14 protein-coding genes are annotated in these 18,019 nt (G+C 63.3%); 6 read left to right on the top strand and 8 right to left on the bottom strand.

Going from position 1 to position 18,019, the window contains the following annotated elements:
• Positions 1-10: 10 nt before the first annotated feature.
• From CXP40_RS15665 to CXP40_RS15650, 4 genes are all read left to right on the top strand, one after another.
• Entirely contained in the window at positions 11-910 is a 900-nt protein-coding gene (locus CXP40_RS15665; protein ID WP_106734511.1) for a LysR family transcriptional regulator, read from the top strand.
• Between the two features lie 106 nt (positions 911-1,016).
• Positions 1,017-2,204: an MFS transporter gene (locus tag CXP40_RS15660; protein ID WP_106734510.1), complete on the top strand. Its 1,188-nt coding sequence runs from the start codon at positions 1,017-1,019 to the stop codon at positions 2,202-2,204.
• A gap of 274 nt (positions 2,205-2,478) precedes the next feature.
• Positions 2,479-2,817 carry a hypothetical protein gene (locus CXP40_RS15655; RefSeq protein WP_106734509.1) on the top strand — a complete coding sequence of 113 codons (339 nt, stop codon included), beginning with the start codon at positions 2,479-2,481 and terminating at the stop codon, positions 2,815-2,817.
• A 9-nt stretch (positions 2,818-2,826) separates the two neighbouring features.
• Positions 2,827-3,666, top strand: coding sequence for a GGDEF domain-containing protein (locus CXP40_RS15650; protein WP_106734508.1), 840 nt, complete (start codon positions 2,827-2,829; stop codon positions 3,664-3,666).
• 281 nt (positions 3,667-3,947) lie between these two features.
• On the opposite strand, the gene CXP40_RS15645 is transcribed toward CXP40_RS15650, so the two are convergent.
• From CXP40_RS15645 to bglX, 4 genes are all read right to left on the bottom strand, one after another.
• Positions 3,948-4,481 (bottom strand): cytochrome b, encoded by a 534-nt coding sequence (locus CXP40_RS15645; RefSeq protein ID WP_106734507.1) that lies wholly within the window; start codon positions 4,479-4,481, stop codon positions 3,948-3,950.
• A 182-nt stretch (positions 4,482-4,663) separates the two neighbouring features.
• On the bottom strand, positions 4,664-7,204 hold the full coding sequence (gene mdoH / locus CXP40_RS15640) for a glucans biosynthesis glucosyltransferase MdoH (RefSeq protein ID WP_106734506.1): 2,541 nt from the start codon (positions 7,202-7,204) through the stop codon (positions 4,664-4,666).
• Positions 7,197-8,732 (bottom strand): glucan biosynthesis protein G, encoded by a 1,536-nt coding sequence (locus CXP40_RS15635; protein WP_106734505.1) that lies wholly within the window; start codon positions 8,730-8,732, stop codon positions 7,197-7,199. Before CXP40_RS15635 ends, mdoH begins: the two co-directional genes overlap by 8 nt.
• A 259-nt stretch (positions 8,733-8,991) precedes the next feature.
• Positions 8,992-11,286: a beta-glucosidase BglX gene (bglX, locus tag CXP40_RS15630; protein ID WP_177429682.1), complete on the bottom strand. Its 2,295-nt coding sequence runs from the start codon at positions 11,284-11,286 to the stop codon at positions 8,992-8,994.
• Between the two features lie 216 nt (positions 11,287-11,502).
• On the opposite strand from bglX, the gene CXP40_RS15625 reads away from it, so the two are divergent.
• A complete protein-coding gene (locus CXP40_RS15625) occupies positions 11,503-12,375 on the top strand; it encodes a helix-turn-helix domain-containing protein (protein ID WP_106734504.1) in 873 nt (290 codons plus the stop codon).
• A 145-nt stretch (positions 12,376-12,520) separates the two neighbouring features.
• Positions 12,521-15,151: a DEAD/DEAH box helicase gene (locus CXP40_RS15620; protein ID WP_106734503.1), complete on the top strand. Its 2,631-nt coding sequence runs from the start codon at positions 12,521-12,523 to the stop codon at positions 15,149-15,151.
• A 15-nt stretch (positions 15,152-15,166) separates the two neighbouring features.
• On the opposite strand, the gene CXP40_RS15615 is transcribed toward CXP40_RS15620, so the two are convergent.
• The 4 genes from CXP40_RS15615 to CXP40_RS15600 all read right to left on the bottom strand — a co-directional run bounded on the left by CXP40_RS15615 (position 15,167) and on the right by CXP40_RS15600 (position 17,935).
• Complete coding sequence (locus CXP40_RS15615) at positions 15,167-15,661, bottom strand: phosphate-starvation-inducible protein PsiE (RefSeq protein WP_106734502.1); 495 nt, start codon at positions 15,659-15,661, stop codon at positions 15,167-15,169.
• A 143-nt stretch (positions 15,662-15,804) separates the two neighbouring features.
• The gene (locus CXP40_RS15610; RefSeq protein ID WP_371916965.1) at positions 15,805-16,125 is read right to left on the bottom strand and encodes a DUF3325 domain-containing protein; all 321 of its coding nucleotides are present in this window, start codon (positions 16,123-16,125) and stop codon (positions 15,805-15,807) included.
• Positions 16,125-17,654: a PepSY domain-containing protein gene (locus tag CXP40_RS15605; protein WP_106734501.1), complete on the bottom strand. Its 1,530-nt coding sequence runs from the start codon at positions 17,652-17,654 to the stop codon at positions 16,125-16,127. Before CXP40_RS15605 ends, CXP40_RS15610 begins: the two co-directional genes overlap by 1 nt.
• Complete coding sequence (locus tag CXP40_RS15600) at positions 17,651-17,935, bottom strand: DUF3649 domain-containing protein (RefSeq protein ID WP_106734500.1); 285 nt, start codon at positions 17,933-17,935, stop codon at positions 17,651-17,653. The genes CXP40_RS15605 and CXP40_RS15600 overlap by 4 nt, the downstream gene beginning before the upstream one ends.
• Between the last annotated feature and the right edge of the window lie 84 nt (positions 17,936-18,019).

Raw genomic sequence — 18,019 nt, 5'->3', positions numbered from 1 at the left:
AGGCGCTCCCATGGACAAACTGCTGGCTCTGCGCACCTTCGTCGCCACCGTTCGCTGCGGTGGTTTTTCCGCTGCGGCGCGGCAGTTGGGCCTGGCCACTTCGTCGGTGACCCGTGCGGTCAACTCACTGGAACAGGAGCTGGGCTGCGTGCTGCTAAACCGCAATACGCGGCAGATCAGCGTCAGTGAGGCCGGACGCGAGTATTTCGAACGCGCCCTGGCCATCCTCGACGCACTCGACGAGGCCGATGCCGCCGTGACCGACAACGGCGAAGAGGTGCGTGGTCGCCTGGCGGTCAGCGTGCCGGTGGAGTTCGCCCGACGCATCATCGCCCCGCGCCTGGGCGAACTGCTGGAGCGCCACCCGCAACTGGAGCTGACCCTGCGCGTGACCGACGATGTGGTCGACCTGCTCAGCGAACGGGTCGACCTGGCACTGCGCCTGGGTTCTTCCATCGTCAGCGACGACGTGGTCAGCCAGCGTGTCGGCAGCTTTCGCCGCTGGCTGGTAGCGAGCCCGCAATACTTGGCACGCACCTCGCCCATCGAACATCCGGACGCACTGCAGGCGCACGCCTGCCTGCAGTACGACTACGGCAGCCCGGCGCACTACTGGCGCTTCGAGCAAGACGGAACGACCGTGCAGGTGCCGGTCACGGGGCGCCTGCGCAGCAACAACGCCGACGTCCTGCGCCAGGCGGCCGTGGCCGGTCAGGGCGTGGCACTGCTGTCGGACTGGCTGGTACGCGATGATGTGGACAGTGGCAAGCTGCAGCGCCTGCTGCCCGACTACGAAGTTGCCCCTGGCCCGCACGAAGGCACCATCCACCTGCTGTACCTGCCCAATCATCGGGGTTCGAAACGCATCGCCGCGTTCAGCGAGTTTCTCCAGGAACTCCTGCAAAGCTAAGGGCTTTTGCACGGCGTGCAACGCAGCGTTGCCGGTTCGACGGATTCTCCGCCAGGCCTTACCTGCCTAACCTTGCGCCTGTCGCTTCCTCTCATCGAGATTCATCATGACTAGCCAGACCTCCTCACTGACGAGCGAGTCGCCAGCCCTGCCGCAGGCACTGGTGCTGCTGTTCGCCTTGTGCTGCGGCGCCATCGTCGCCAACCTCTATTACGCCCAGCCGATCATCGATCTGATCGCCCCGGATGTCGGCCTCAGCGCCGAGCGCGCCAGCCTGATCGTTTCGCTGACGCAGATCGGCTACGCAATTGGCCTGCTGTTCCTGGTGCCCCTGGCGGATCTGCTGGAAAGCCGCCGACTGATGCTGATCACCACTGCTGCCGCACTTCTCTGCCTGTTGGCGGCGGCCTTCGCGAGGCAGCCGGATGTGTTTCTTGGCCTGACACTGCTGATCGGTCTCAGCTCGGTTTCGGTACAGATGCTGATCCCACTGGCCGCCAACCTGGCCCCGGAAGCCAGCCGTGGCCGTGTGGTGGGTAACATCATGAGCGGCCTGCTGCTGGGCATCCTGCTGGCTCGGCCGCTGGCCAGTCTGGTAGCCGGTGAATTCGGTTGGCGCGCCGTGTACCTGATGGCAGCGGCGCTGATGCTGGTGATTACCCTGGTGATCGCCACTACCATCCCGCGCCACGCCCCCAGTCACAAGGCAAGCTATGGGCAACTGCTGGCTTCGCTCGTTCACCTGCTGCGCCGCTATCCGACACTGCGTCGCCGTGCGCTCTATCAGGGACTGATGTTCGCCAGCTTCAGCCTGTTCTGGACGGTGGCGCCGTTGGAATTGTCGCGTCACCTGGGCTTGAGCCAACAGGACATCGCCCTGTTCGCCCTCGCCGGCACCATCGGCGCGGTTGCAGCGCCTATCGCCGGACACCTGGCCGATGCCGGCCATACTTGGCGCGCCAGCCTGGTGGCGCTGATTCTGGCACCGCTGGCTTTTGCGCCCAATCTGCTGGACGCAGGGCTGGGCTGGATCGGCCTGATCGTCACCGCCATCGTGCTGGATTTCGCGGTGCAGATGAGCATGGTGCTGGGTCAACGCAGCATCTACGCCCTGGAGCCGCAGAGCCGCGCGCGGCTCAATGCGCTGTACATGACCAGCATCTTCGTCGGTGGCGCCATCGGCTCGGCACTGGCCAGCCCGATCTACGAGCGCTTCGGTTGGTCAGGCACTGCACTGCTGGCGGCAGGCCTGCCGCTGCTCGCGCTGCTGGCATTCATCGGCAAGGAGAAGTGAAGACGCCGGCACAGTATAAAAATCGTAGGCAACAAAAAACCCGCCGAAGCGGGTTTCCTCCCAACCATCCGACATCCTGTCGGTAGCCAATCCTGGCCTGGTCATCTTCCTTGATCCTCAGCGCTCCATCGCTGCAGGGGATGTATGTAGATTAATGATCGGGGCTCAATAGCAATAGCAGCGGTTAGCGCCACTGCGTGTAAGACATTTGCCATAACGTTACTGATTGACGATCCCGCCGAGCACCTTATGCTCAGTGAAACAAGGAGTCGCCATGCAGTCAGCCCCGGAAGCTCTCAGTGCCATCCCGGAGAACCGTTACGCCGAACAGCTACGCGGCGGTTTTCGTTTCTTGCGTTTCAGCGAGCCACTGGAACAGGAATATCACCAGTACATCAGCAAGGCGCAGGCGCGCTATCAGAAAATCGCCGTGCTGCTGGGGCTCGGTATATGGATGATTTTCACCCTTGTCGATGTCATGCGCCTGGATCTTGGGCAACGCTTCCCTGACTATCCAGCACCGCTCTGGAGCCTGCTACTGGTACGCGGCTCAATCATCCTCATACTCTGTCTACTCGCCCTGCGGCTGCTCAACGGCAGCCGTGAGCACTAAGGCCCGAAGGTGGTCAGCGCCACCCTGCTGAGCCTGGTGCTAGGCACCACGCTGACGATCATTTTCTACGAAAATCTGAACGTTCCCATCTCCAACAGCGTGCTGCTACTGATGGCAATCACCCTGTTCTTTCCGCTCGGCCTGTCGTATCGAAGCAACTTGCTTCTGGCGGCGGTCAGCCTACCGCTGGTTGTCTTGCCTGGGCTGTGGCTGTTAGCGCAAGCGCAACAGGTCGATTACCTGCGACTGTGCTTCATCTTCAGCCTGGCCCTGCTGATCTGTGCAATGGGGGCCTATGTCAGGGATCACACCCAGCGCGAGCAATTTCTACTGCTGCGACTGTTGGACTGGCAAGCCAACCACGATCCGCTCACCTCCCTGCACAACCGCCGCAGCTTCACTCAGCATCTGGATCTCGCCCTGCGCCAGGGCAACCGCGAGTCAGCCACGGTTCCGCTATTGATGCTCGACATCGACCATTTCAAGCGTTTCAACGATCACTACGGACATCAGGCCGGCGACGAGGCTCTGCGCCAGGTAGGTCGACTGCTGCAGCATTTCGCCCGTCGCCCCATGGACATGGCAGTGCGCCTGGGCGGAGAAGAGTTCGCCCTGTTGCTATATGGTTGCGATGCTGAACAGCTGCGAACACTCGGAGAGGCGCTACGCAGTGGCTTGGCCACCCTGAACATTGCCCACGCTGCCTCACCGACGGCTGACCACCTCACCGTCAGCATGGGCGCACGCCTGGCCATGGATGGCGAAAGCAGCGAAGAACTGTACCGCCGAGCAGATGCTTTGCTCTACCGGGCCAAACAAGCCGGTCGCAATCACCTGACACTGGGTTGAGCTTCTGCGGCCAGGATAAAAGCGTCAGACCCGCTCTGTGGCATCGCTTGCGACACCCCGAATGCTTGCCGCGAAAAATCGCAGGCAACAAAAAACCCGCCGAAGCGGGTTTCCTCCCAACCATCCGACATCCTGTCGGTAGCCATCTTGGCCTGGTCATCTTCCTTGATCCTCAGCGCTCCATCGCTGCAGGGGATGTGTGTAGATTACGGATCTGACCGACAGGGCAAAAGCGACGCTTACCGCCACGGCGTGTAAGACATTCGCTATAGCCAGCCAGATCAACGACCGATCATACGGGCCAAAACGTCTTCACCGCCCTGCCGGCGATGGACGAAGGCCATCGCCGCATGACCAATCACCATGAACAACAACAGCCAGCCCAGGTTGCCGTGCAGCAAGCTGGCGGGCGCGATCATCCACTCGATCTTGCCGTCACTGAAGCCCGGCATGACGGTCATACCGAAGGCGACGAACTCCCGGCCTGAGCCGTACTGGCGCAACAGCGCGATAAAGGGGATCACGAACAGCAGACCGTACAATGCCAGATGGCCGAAACGTGCCAGCGTGCTGACTGGCGCAGGCCGACGACTGCTGCTGTACAGCGCCCAGAGCAGGCGCAGCACCACCAGCACCATGAGCAGCAGTCCCGTCGCCTTGTGCGTGCCCCAGAGGAATTTATCCAGGGCGCTTTCTTCTATCAGGGTGTGCGCCAGTACGGTCAAGAATTGCCAGCCCAGCACTACCGCCATCCCCCAGTGCAGCCCGCGTGTAACAGCGCCGTAGCGCTGCGCGGAATCATGCAGATTCGACATGGTGCTTCCTCTCCAATGTCATGATGAAATCTATGCGGCCTCATGCCGCCACCTGAGCCAAAGACCCATTCCAGAGCCAATGGTGCCGCGCCAGCAGGCGTCATGATCAGAAGAGATGTTAGCAGGGATGTCAGAAAGACATCACCGCAGGCTCCAGTCGAGACTGAAGCCTGCGGTGATGATCAGGGGTCGCGCAGCGCTTCGCGCCAGGCGTGATATTGCGGTTCCTGCCAGATGCGCGCATGCAAACGCGCCATGCCGTCAGGATCGTTGAGCAGACGCCAGCGGGTTGCCTCGACCTTGCCTTCAGGCCCGGCACTGAGGATTTCCTCGATACGCGCTTCGCGCAGCGCTTCGGCGGCGGGCACCACCTTGGCATGGCGGGCCCGGGCCATTGCGCAGACCAGAGCGTTGTACAGCGGATCGACCACGGCACGCAGGAAGCCCTTGCGCAGCGCACGCGAACTGTTCAGTTGCTCGTACTCGGAGGTGTTGCTCAGCTCCACTGGCACCTTGTGCTCCTCCGGTATCAGAAACAGCTTGCTGCGCCGCGCTGCCAGTCCTGGCGCGGTACGACTGGTCAGCACCGACACCACAGGCGACAGCACCAGCGACACCACGATAGGCGCCAGCCACCAGAGGAAGTCCGGGTTGAGCCAGGCCACGAGTGCCGTCCAGCTGATACCGATCAGCACCTGGGTACCGTGACGACGGAACGCTTCGCTCCAGGGGGTCGAGTCATCCACACGCTGCGGCGAGTTCCACTGCACCGACCAGCCGAGGAAAGCAGCGGTGACGAACAGGCTGTGGAACAGCATGCGCACAGGTGCGAGCAGAACCGAGCAGGAGGCCTCCAGGAGCATCGACAGCAGCACCCGCGTACGACCACCGTAGGCTTCCGCGCCCTTGATCCAGATCAGCAGCACACTGAGCAGCTTGGGCAGGAACAGCAGCGTCATGGTCGCCGAGAACAGCGCCACGGCCTCTTCGGGTTGCCAGCGCGGCCACAACGGGTAGAGCTGATTGGGCTGCAGGAAGTACTCCGGCACCATCAGCGTATGGATCGCCAGCAGACAGGTCGACAGCACTAGGAACAACAGCCACAGCGGCGCCGACAGGTAGGACATGACGCCGGTGAGGAACACCACGCGATGCACGGCGTGCATGCCACGCACCAGGAACAGCCGGAAGTTCATCAGGTTGCCGTGGCACCAGCGACGGTCGCGCTTGAGCTCGTCGAGCAGGTTCGGTGGCAGCTCTTCATAACTACCCGGCAGGTCGTAGGCGATCCACACACCCCAACCGGCACGACGCATCAGCGCGGCTTCGACGAAGTCGTGGGAGAGGATCGCGCCAGCGAAAGAACCAGTGCCCGGCAAGGGCGCCAAAGCGCAGTGCTCGATGAAGGGTTTGACCCGAATGATCGCGTTGTGGCCCCAGTAGTGCGATTCACCCAGCTGCCAGAAGTTGAGCCCTGCGGTGAACAGCGGTCCGTAGACGCTGGTGGCGAACTGTTGCAGGCGCGCGTACAGGGTGTCCATGCCCGATGCCTTGGGTGCGGTCTGGATAATGCCAGCCCCGGGGTTGGCCTCCATCAGGCGCACCAGGCGGGTCAGGCAATCGCCGCTCATCACGCTGTCGGCATCGAGCACTACCATGTAGCGATAGTTGCTGCCCCAGCGCCGACAGAAGTCGTCGATGTTGCCGCTCTTGCGTTTCACCCGACGCCGACGGCGGCGATAGAAGATATGGCCGAAGCCTTCCACTTCGCGGCACAACTCCATCCAGGCCTGTTGTTCGGCCACGCAGATATCCGGGTCGTTGCTATCGCTGAGAACGAAGAAGTCGAAATGATCGAGCTGCCCGGTAGCCTTGAGCGATTCGAACGTCGCGCGCAGGCCGGCGAAGACACGCGGCACGTGCTCGTTGGCGATCGGCATCACCAGTGCGGTACGCGCCCGTGGCGAGATCGGTTCATCACCACAACTGCTCGCGGAGATGCTATAGCGATCACGCCCCTTGAGCAGCTGGAAGAAGCCCATCAGCGCGGTCCAGAAACCCATCGACACCCAGCAGAACAGCAGGGCGAACAATGCCAGGATACTGGTCTGCACCACGTACGGCAGGATCTGCCGCGCTGACTCGCGCAGCGGCTGGTCGAACACTAGGCCAAGATCGACCAGCGACCAGCCCTGATAAGGCAGCACCGACTTCATGTACCAGGTGGCGACCACCGTCTGCGTGATCATCAGCACCAGCAGTGCGGTTCGGCGCACCGCCGCAACATGCCGCCAACGTTCTTCGGCGAAGTCTTCGCTCTCACGCGTACGCGGCCGCGGCGCAGGTTTCTCGCCTTTCAGACGGCGCCAGCCACGATCGAGGATGTTGATCTGCCAAGGCTCCGGCACCATGCGCGTGCGCTTGATCGGCGGCGTCGAATCGATGGTCGGACGGCCCTGATGATCCTGGACGATACGGCAACCGCGCTCGAGCGCATCCGGCCAGCCCAATGCCAGGCGGGCTGGCACCGAGTCGAGCATCTCGCGGGTTTCCTCCTGGGGCTCGGTCGCTAGCTGATCGTCCTCGTGCAGGGCGCGATGCAGTGTCGCAAGATCGCCGCCCTCCTCTTCGACGCGATCAGCCAAGGCCTGCTGCCGCTCATGATCGAGCGGCAGTTCTCCCAGATACTCCTGGATTTGCATAGGGTCTAGAGTGTTATTCATGGGAAGGCAGCTGATAGCTCCAGGTTTCCGACAAGGGCTTGCCGTCCTCGACCAGGGCAGCGCGCATCTCCACCGGCTGCGCCGGGTTCTTGACCTTGATGCGCAACATCAGGCGCCAGCCTTTGCTGACCGGGTTGTAACGCAGGCTGTCTTCCAGCAACTCGGCGTTGCCATCGACGCTGACCTGAACAGTCGGCGCCGCGTCAGGCGAACGCTTGGCCAGCTCCTCACCGACGAAATCGACCACCAGCGCGGTACTGCCATCGGACTGACGAATCAGGTTGGCCTGCTTGATATCACCCTCCGAAAGCCGGGTCTGGCTGACCATGGCCAGTTGCGGATCGTGCAGTTTGGCGTCGTCACGGCTGAAGTGTAGGCGATAGGCCACATCCAGCGACTCGCCCGGTGCCGGCAGCCTCTCGGGGCGCCAAAGGGCGACGATGTTGTCGTTGGTTTCGTCCGGCGTGGGAATCTCCACCAGTTCGACATGACCGGCGCCCCAGTCACCGACGGTTTCCACCCAACCGCTCGGGCGCAGCTCGTAGCGGTCATCAAGATCCTGGTACTGGTTGAAGTCACGGCCACGCTGCATCAAACCGAAACCACGCGGGTTGTCGATACGATAGCTGCTGACGTTCAGACGCTGCGGGTTGTTCAGCGGACGCCAGATCCACTCGCCATTGCCGGCATGGATGGCCAAGCCATCGGAGTCATGCAGTTGCGGGCGGTAATTCGGGCGCGGCCAGGGCTGGTTGGCCCCGAACAGGTACATGCTGGTCAGCGGCGCGATGCCGAGCTTTTCGACGTTCTCACGCAGGTAGACCTTCGATTGCACCTCGAGCACGCTGTCGCGCCCCGGTTTGATTTCCATGCGGTAAGCGCCGGTGGCGCGCGGCGAGTCGAGCAGTGCGTAGATCACCAGGCTGCGGCGATCGGGCTGCGGCTTCTCGATCCAGAACTCGCTGAAACGCGGGAACTCTTCACCCGATGGCAACGCGGTGTCGATGGCTAGGCCACGCGCGGAAAGGCCGAACACCTGCCCTTTGCCGACGATGCGGAAGTAACTGGCGCCCAGCACGCTCATCACCTCATCGTGCCGACCATTGGTATTGATCTCGTTGATCACCTTGAAGCCGGCGAAGCCCAGATCCTTGAGGTCATCCGGGTTCAGGTTGAGATCGCCGAAGTCGAACATCGACGGGTCGTACTTGATTTCCTGGGTGCCTTCGGCGGTCACTTCGTTGATCTTCACCGGCACATCGAAGTGCATGCCCTGGTGGAAGAAGTACAGCCGGAACGGCGTCTTGCCATCAGCCCAGTGTGCTTTTTCCTCAAGGAAGCGCACTTTCTGATAGCCAGCGAACGGCAATTCGCGCAGCGCAGCCGGCAGATTGCTTTGCGGCGCATTGTAGCGTTCGGCAGCAAGCGCCTTGGCCTTTACCGCCACATCATCCAGATCGAAGGCCCAGCCCTGGGCAGCGAACAGCAGGGGGAGCACACAAAGGGCCAGCTTGCCGGCCTTGCCCATACGGGCTCCAGAACAACGACTCATCGACACACAGCCTCCAGGGCAACACGTACTGACAAGCAGCGGCAAGCCCGGGGGCGGCCGCTGCAGAGAGTTGAAAACGGGCGAAGGGTACAAATACAGCGCGAGCACAATGCAGACAGCCAACCGAACGGTGACGTCTCCGCATGCGCGGATTCTTTCTGCGCATTATTACCAGATCGTGAAGTCCGGCACAGGTGCTCGAGCGAGTATATTTTCGCCTCCTAGGGCCACACCCTCATTGGCGTGGCAACAATTCGAAACGCGCCTCCTGCACGCTCTCCGAGTCCAGCCCTAGCTGGACACGGAAGGCACCTGGCTCGCTGACATGCTGCAGGCCGGCGTTGTAGAAACGCAGCATGGCTTCGTCGATCTCGAAACTCAGCTCGCGTGCCTCGCCTGCCCCAAGCTTGACCCTGCGAAAATCCTTGAGTTCCTTCACCGGACGGATCACCGAGGCGGCCTCGTCGTGCAGATACAGTTGCACGACGGTGGAGCCAGCCCTTGGTCCGGCGTTCTTGAGCGTGACGCTGACGCGAATCTTCTCGCCCGGTGCCATGCGCTCGGCAGACAGCTTCGGCGCCGACAGCTGGAAATCGCTGTAGCTCAAACCATAGCCGAACGGATACAGCGGACCGTTGGGCTCCTCGAAATACTGCGAGGTGTAGTTGCCAGGCGTGCCGGGCGTGTATGGGCGGCCCAGGCGCAGATGATTGTAGTAGGTGGGAATCTGCCCGACCGAACGCGGAAAGGTGATCGGTAGTTTGCCGGCGGGGTTGTGCTCACCGAACAGCACGTCGGCGATGGCGTTGCCACCCTCTATACCGCTGTACCAGGTCTCCAGCATCGCATCGGCGTTTTCCTTCTCCCAACCCAGCGCCAGCGGTCGACCGTTCATCAGCACCAGCACCAGCGGTTTGCCGGTGGCCTTGAGCGCGCGCAACAGAGCCTGCTGGCTGTCCGGCAGGTCCAACCGGGTGCGACTGGACGACTCGTGGGACATACCGCGCGCTTCGCCCACTGCAGCAACGATGACGTCGGCCTGGGCTGCCACACGCACCGCCTCCTCCAGCATCGCCTGCGGGGTGCGCTTGTCCAGCACGACTTCCGGGCGATCCCAGTTGAGCTGATTGAGGTAATTGATCACATGGGCATCGTCGGTGACGTTGGCGCCAACGGCGTAGAGCAGCTTGCCCTGCCCGTTGAGCGCCGCTTCCATGCCCTTGCGCAGGGTCACCGCCTGCTCGGCCACGCCCACCGCTGACCAACTGCCGAGCATGTCCACCGGCGAATCGGCCAGCGGACCGATCAACGCTACAGTGGTCTTCTTGCTCAGGGGCAGCGTGTCGCCATGGTTTTCCAGCAGCACCAGGGAGTCGCGCGCCATGGCCCGCGCATCGGCGCGGTGCAGTCGGCTTTCGGCATTGACGTCGGCGGGATCGTCCTCGGCGCGGCCGATACGGCGGAACGGATCGTGGAACAGGCCGAGGTCGTACTTGGTGTTCAGCACATGGGTGACGGCCTCATCCAGCACGCTCTGAGGTACCGCGCCGCTGCGCACCAGCGCCGGCAGCTCCTGATCGTAGAGCGTGTCGGCCATGCTCATCCCAACACCTGCGGTGACGGCCAGTTTTGCCGCCTCGCGGCCATCGGCTGCCACACCATGGCGCAGCAGCTCGGTGATCGCGCCATGATCGCTGAGCGCCACCCCCTTGAAGCCCCAGTCGCGGCGCAGCAAATCACGCAGCAGCCAGGTATTGGCCGAAGCAGGGACACCATTGATCGCGTTCAGCGCCACCATAACCCCGCCGGCGCCAGCATCGATGGCGGCGCGATAAGGCGGCAGGTAGTCCTGGTACATGCGCATCGGGCTCATGTCGACCACGTTGTAGTCGCGCCCGCCCTCCACCGCGCCATACAGGGCGAAGTGCTTGACGCTGGCCATGATGCGCTGCGGGTCGCTGGGATCCTTACCCTGAAAGCCATGCACCATGGCCGTGGCGATACGAGAAACCAGGTAGGGGTCTTCGCCGAAACCCTCGGAAGTGCGTCCCCAGCGTGGATCGCGGGAGATGTCGACGGTCGGCGCGAACGTCATGTCCAGGCCATCGGCACTGGCTTCGAAAGCCGCGATCCGGGCGCTGTTCTCGATGGCAGGAATGTCCCAGCTGGACGCCAGGCCCAGGCCGATGGGGAAGGTAGTGCGATGACCATGGATGATGTCGTAGGCGAAGAACACCGGGATGCCCAGGCGGCTACGCAGGGCAGCCTCCTGCATCGGGCGATTCTCCGGTCGCACCACCGAGTTGAAGGTGGCGCCGATGCGACCCGCCGCCATCTCCTCGCGGATGCGCTCACGCGGCATGTCACCGCCGATGCTGATCAGGCGCAATTGGCCGACCTTTTCCTCAAGTGTCATGCGACCTACCAGGTCGGCGATGAAGGCCGATTTATCATCGATCGAAGGCGCAGCAACCAGCAGGCTGGGGGTAATCAAGGCAGAGGCAAGAGCGAACTGACGCAGGTATTTCATCGGGAACGGCACCGGGATGCGAATCATTGTTTGAATGGCCACCACGATACTCCGAGTCCTCGTGCCGCGCCGCGAGTTGGCGCAAAAAAACTTAAGCACTATTGAAAGGCGTTCCAGAAATTACGACCCCAGAATTTCACAAACTTGCGCATTTTTTTCTTCGCCTCTGGTTTTGCCTACTGGCAGGCGTAGCATGGCTGCATTCGGGAGAAGGTGATGGCGCAATTCGAACATCTGCAGGTATTCCAGAGCATGAGCCGCTCGCCCAACGCTCGGCTACACGCGATGGCCGAGCTGGGCAACGGCATGGCCGTGGCCCGCTGGAGCAACGCTCATGATGCGCGTGACTACCTTGCCCCCAGCCATCACACGCTGTCGTGCTACCTCAGCGGCGGCACTGGCACCTTTCGCCGCGAGCAGCCCGGCAACAAGGGCGCGCCAGACAAACTGTGCATCCTGCCGGCCGAACACCAGTCGGCGTGGATCATCAATGGCGAGATTCAGCTTGCCCACCTCTATATAGAGCAGGAGCAGTTCGCCCTTGGCGCGGTTGCCCTGCTCGATCGCGAGCCGCGCAGCCTGCAACTGGAAGAAGCGACCTTCCTCGAAGACGCCGAACAGTCCGCGCGCTTCCGCCAGCTGTGCACCCTCGACTGGCAGGAGCCGGGCGAACGCCTGCTGGCCAGCAGCCTGGCGCACCAGTTGCTCGACCATGCCCTGCTCAACCAGGTTGGCCAACGTCAGGGGCTGCGTCTCAGGGGTGGACTGGCACCGCAGCAACGTCGGCGTGTGCGCGAGTTCATCGAGCAGCACCTGGACACGCCGCTGCCGCTGAGCCAACTGGCCGCACTCTGTGCGCTGTCGGAATACCACTTCGCGCGCATGTTCCAGAGCAGCTTCGGCCTGCCACCTCATCGTTACGTGCTGGCTCGGCGTCTGGCGCGAGCCTGCCAGATGCTACGTCAGCCAGCCCCTGCTCTGAGCGAGGTGGCATTGGCCTGCGGCTTCGCCAGCGCCAGCCATTTCAGCAACCGTTTTCGCCAGGCATTGGGTGCAACGCCCAGACAGTACCGCGCTGCATTCGTATAGGGCGGGAGAAAGCCGCCACCCGCCCTGCCGTCGGCAATCTCTGCGCCACGCCTGCTAATCGTCACGCGGCTATGCGAAAATCTGCGGCTTTGCATTGCCACGGCCCAGTCATGCGCCCATTCCCTTTAGCCACGAGGCTTCGCTGATGCCTCTGGATATCCACCTGTTACGCCAGGAAGACTGGCGTTCCGAATTCGGCGCGGGCGACCTGCGCCGTGGCACCGGCTACGCCGAAGAAAAGCGCAGCAAACTGCTCAGCCTCAAGGACCACAGCCTGCTCGCCAATTGCCGGGGCTCAGGTGGGCAGACCTACCAGCAACGCATCACGCTGCATCCTTATGGGCGCAAATGGAGCGTGACCGGCCACTGCAACTGCCCGGTCGGTTTCAACTGCAAGCACGTGGTTGCCGCCCTTCTCACCCTTGAAGCTCAGCAGCGCGCCGGCAGCGACCTGTCAGACATCATCGTGCTGGACAAGGAGCTGGCTGAAACGCGCCTCGAAGGCCTTGCCCCCACCGCCGTCCTCAGCCTCGGCAGCCAGGTGCGCGTGCATTTCGACGCACGCAAGGGACGCATGCAGGAACAAACCCAGCACCGCGCCGCACTGGCCTTCGACTATGCCGGGCACAAGGTCTTCGGCAAGCCGGCCAAGGACCTGGTCAAGCGCCTGGATGAGCAAACCAACCTGCGCCTGATCCGTGACGGAGCAGCCGAAGCCACGCTGCGCAAACGCCTGGAAAGCCTCGGTCTGCAGGTAGCCCTGCGCCAGAGCGAAGCGCTACCGGCCGAAGCTGGCGAGCCGTTCGAGCTGGAACGCGAGCGCGACTGGCTGGATTTCGTCCAGCAGCAACTGCCGCAATTGCGCGCCGAAGGCTGGCAGATCCACATGCGCCCCGACTTCCAGTACAACCTCACCGAGGTCGATGACTGGTATGCCGAGGTCGAGGAAGACCCGCAGCAGAACTGGTTCGATCTGGAGCTGGGCATCGAAGTCGAAGGGCAGCGCCTGAGCCTGCTGCCGATCCTGCTCCAGGCCATTCGCCGCACGCCCTGGCTGCTGGCGCCCGAGGCACTGGCCCAGCGCGCCGACGAAGATCGCCTGCTGGTCAACCTGCCGCAAAGCGGCAAACGCATCGCTCTGCCCTTCGCCCGCCTCAAGCCATTGTTGGCCACACTCGGCGAGCTGTATTTCCGCGACCCCGGCGAAGACCACCTGCCGCTGCGCCTGGGTCGCGCCGACGCCGCGCGCCTGGCCGAACTGGCGCAGGGTCCTGAACTCAGCTGGCAAGGCGGCGATGAACTGCGCGGTTTCGCCCAACGCCTGCAGAGTCTGGCAGTGCGTGAAGTTTCACCACCCGCGGGCTTGCAGGCCGAACTGCGCAGCTATCAGTTGCAGGGCATGAACTGGATGCAGACCCTGGCCGAACTGCGCGTCGGTGGCGTGCTGGCCGACGACATGGGTCTGGGCAAGACCTTGCAGACCCTGGCGCATATCCTCTGCGAGAAACAGGCGGGTCGTCTCGACAAGCCCGCGCTGATCGTCATGCCCACCAGCCTGATTCCCAACTGGCAGGATGAAGCGGCGCGCTTCACCCCACAGTTGCGCGTACTGGCACTGCATGGCAGCAAGCGCAAGGCGCTTTTCGAAGAGATCACCGAGCACGACCTGATCCTGACCACCTACGCCCTGCTGCCACGCGACCTCAAGGCGCTGAATCAACACCGCTACCGCCTGCTGATCCTCGACGAAGCGCAGAACATCAAGAACCCGCGCAGCAAGGCGGCCACCGCAGCGGCTCAGATACAGGCCGAGCTGCGCCTGTGCCTGACCGGCACGCCACTGGAAAACCACCTGGGCGAGCTGTGGTCACTGTTCCACTTCCTCATGCCGGGTTGGCTCGGCGACGCCAAGGCCTTCACCCGCGATTACCGCACGCCCATCGAGAAACGCGGCGACGGCCATCGCCTCGCTCATCTGAACGGGCGCATCCGCCCCTTCCTGCTGCGCCGCAACAAGGAACAGGTGGCCAGCGAACTGCCGCCGAAGACCGAGATAACCCAATGGGTCGAGCTGACCCAGCTGCAGCGCGACCGCTACGAAACCTTGCGCCTGGCGATGGACCAGAAGGTGCGCGAGGAAATCACCCGCCAGGGCCTGGCGCGCAGCCATATCGTCATCCTCGAGGCGCTGCTGCGCTTGCGCCAGAGCTGCTGCGATCTGCGCCTGCTCGGAGAGGATAACGGCGAGTTGAGCGCAAACGATTCCGGCAAGCTCAGCGCCCTTCTGGATATGCTTCAGGAACTGGTGGACGAAGGCCGCCGCGTGCTGCTGTTCTCTCAGTTCACCTCGATGCTGACGCTGATCGAGGCAGAGCTGCAGGCCCGCAAGATCGCCTACGCCAAGCTGACCGGCAGCACCCAGGACCGACGCACACCGGTACAACGCTTCCAGGCGGGAGAGTTTCCGGTGTTCCTGATCAGCCTCAAGGCCGGCGGCAGCGGCCTCAACCTGACCGCCGCCGACACGGTGATCCACTTCGATCCCTGGTGGAACCCGGCCGCCGAAGCCCAGGCCAGCGACCGCGCCTACCGCATCGGCCAGGACAAGCCGGTGTTCGTCTACAAGCTGATCGCCCGTGGCAGCGTCGAAGAGAAGATCCAGCAACTCCAGCAAGCCAAGGCCAGTCTGGCCAAAGGCGTGCTCGACGGCGGCAGCCAGGGCCAGTGGCAACTCGACGAAGACGATCTGGCGGCGCTGTTCGCGCCGCTCGATTGACAGCGCAACGGCGACTCAATCCGAGGTATCGTCGCGCTCGGCCTCGGCATCCTCACGGTTGCGCGCCTTGCTGCGCGGGTGCGGGCCGGCCACGGCCGGAAAGCGTGACGAGGCGTAACGCACTACCAGGATCGCCAGCGCCAGCAGCAGGATCGCCCCCGACACCATCACCACACCCCAGCTCGGCTTGTGGGTGTGGGAAATGTCGGAAATCAGCAAACGAGTCAATGCAGTGATCGCCACGTAGATCATGAAGCGAATCGGCATGTGGTTGGTCTTGAAATAGATCCCCACCATCGCCGCCAATTCCAGGTAGATGAACAGCAGCAGAATGTCATCGACCGTGATATGGCCCTTCTCCAGCATGCCGATGAAGGTCATCACCCCCGCCCAGGCCGTGATCGCCCCGATGGCGAACAGCGCCAGGTAATGGAAGGCCTCCATCAGCAGATTACCCAAGGATTCCGCCAGGCCATGCATGCCCATACGCAGACGTTCCGCCCAATTCATCGTGTCACTCCCCAAAGCCCTGCATAACGGCCCGGACATCCGAAATGGAGGCCCGTCCCCAGCGATCATGCAGGAAAAACACCAGCTTCAGGATGATGCAGGGATGTGACGCAAAGACACAGGCGCGGATTGCCGCAGGCCTTTCAGAGCCACCAACTGAGCATCCCGCTCGCCAGGAGCGGCGCCGCGACCGGCACAGCCCAGCGCAGACGCCAGGCCAGCACGGCGACCAGCAGCAGTGCGGCGAGCATCAGTTGGCACAGCCACAGCACCGCGCCGATCTCGCCACCCTGGCTCAGGCTGCACAAACCCAGGGCAAGCGCGAAGCAGAGCGCTGCAGCCCAGCGCAGAACGCGCTGACGCAAAGCCCCGGGCTCGCCACCGAGCAACGCTTTGTGATGACGCGACATGGCCAGGCACAGGGCCAACATGCCGAGATAGGCCAAGGCAAAAGCGAGCAGCATCAGCGCACCTCCCCGACCGGCTCGCGCGATGCCTGCGCCGGCCTGACCTGCAGCGCCGACGGTACGCCCAGACACCAAACGCACAAGCCGCAGAGCAGGCCAGTCAGCAACAGGAACAGATCGATACCGGCCAACGCCCAGTCACCGCGTGCCAGGCTGGCCAGCAGATGACCCTGCGGCGCCAGCAGCCCGGACAGCAGCGGCAGCCCTAGAGCCAGCAGCGCGCCGAGGGCCAGTTGCTGACGCAGCAGGTGCGGGCTGTGCCGACGCAGCACTGCCCACACCGCCAGCAGCAACCAACTGGCGACGAACCCCCAGCCCTCCCAACCGGCCCGCGCAGGCAGATTCTCTGGCAGCAGGCGATTGCCCCACAGCAGAGCCAGGCTGGCCAGCGGCAGGCCGACGAACACCGCACCGTTGAGCGCACGCACCACACCAATACCCTGACCGCCACGGGCCGCACGTTTGCTCAGCCAGACCCGGCTGCCGGCTACCAGCATGGCGCAGCCGGCTAACCCCAGCAGCAGATAGACCGCCCGCACCAGAGCGCCGCCGAACTGGGCCATATGCAGGCCAGCCAACCACAGGTAGGTGCTGTAGCCGGCTGGCGCGCGCTGTTCATGCAGCAATTCGCCGGTGCCGGCATCGAAAGTCAGCGTATCGGCCGGGTTGGCGATGCGCGAACTATCCGCGCGGCGCATCTCCACCACTGCCGAGGCATCGTCCGGGTGATGCACGCTGATCCAGCCCGGCTCGCCGCCCTGCCAGCGCGTGCGCGCCTGCTCGATCAGCGTATCAAGGGAAACCGCTGCAGCCGCCGGACGATGCAGCTCCTCGCGGTGATATCCGCCCATCACCTCGCTGAAGAAGTGAGTGAGGTCGCTCTTGTAAGCCACCTGAACGCCAGCCGGCATGTAGGAGGCGACGAAGATCGCCACGCCGGTGTAGGCCATCAGCAGGTGAAAGGGTAAGCCAGCCACGCCGAACAGGTTGTGCGCGTCCAGCCAGGCGCGCTGGCCGTTGGCTGCCGGGCGCAGGGTGAAGAAATCCTTGAAGATGCGCCGGTGGATGATCACCCCCGAGATCAGCGCCACCAGCATGAACATGCCGGCCAGACCAACCAGATAGCGCCCGAGCATGCCGCCGTGCAGCTCATAGTGCAGCTTGAAGAAGAACTCGCCGCCCTGGGTTTCGGTCAAGGGTTGCAGACCGTGCGGGGCGAAGGTGCGGCGCTCGATATGCTCACTGCCGTCGACCTCCCAGGCCAGTTGCCAGAACGGAGCACGCTCGCTCGGTGGACGCAGCCAGAAGGCGTGCAGTTCGTCCGTGACGTTGGCCTGCAGCCAGCCACGCAACTGCTCGGCGCTCAGCGTGGAGCCCTGCGGCAGGTGCAGCGCCGGGCGCATCCAGCGCTCTAGTTCCTTTTCGAAGCAGGCCACGGTGCCGCTGAACAGGACGACGAACAGCAGCCAGCTGGGCAGCAGGCCGCCCCAGGTGTGCAAACCGGCCATGGATTGACGCAGGCTCATGGGCGCGCTCCGAATTCGGCGGGCAGGAAGGCAGCCAGACACGCCAACACTGTCAGCCCCACCAGCAGCAGCCAGGCACGCAGGGCGCTGCGCGCAGCGAACGCATAGATCGCTGCAGCGCTCCATACGGCAAAGCACAGCAGGCTGGCGAACACCACACGGTCAGCGCGCGTCAGCGGCAGGTAGACGGAGAAGAACGCGGTAAACCCGTAGGCCAGGGCATAGCCACCGAACAGTGCGGCCAGGATCCGCGAAGCGATATTCCAGCGGGTCATCTTCATGGCCAACTCTTGTGTGAATGATCGGAATGCTGGCGAACGCCCTGTGACCGAGCGCCGGTCTTCAATAGCGTTTTCATGTGCAAC

The organism is Pseudomonas sp. YY-1, from assembly GCF_002843095.1.
Taxonomy (GTDB): domain Bacteria; phylum Pseudomonadota; class Gammaproteobacteria; order Pseudomonadales; family Pseudomonadaceae; genus Aquipseudomonas; species Aquipseudomonas sediminis_A.
The sequence above is the reverse complement of the archived record's forward strand: the minus strand, read 5'-3'. Positions and strand labels throughout refer to the sequence as shown.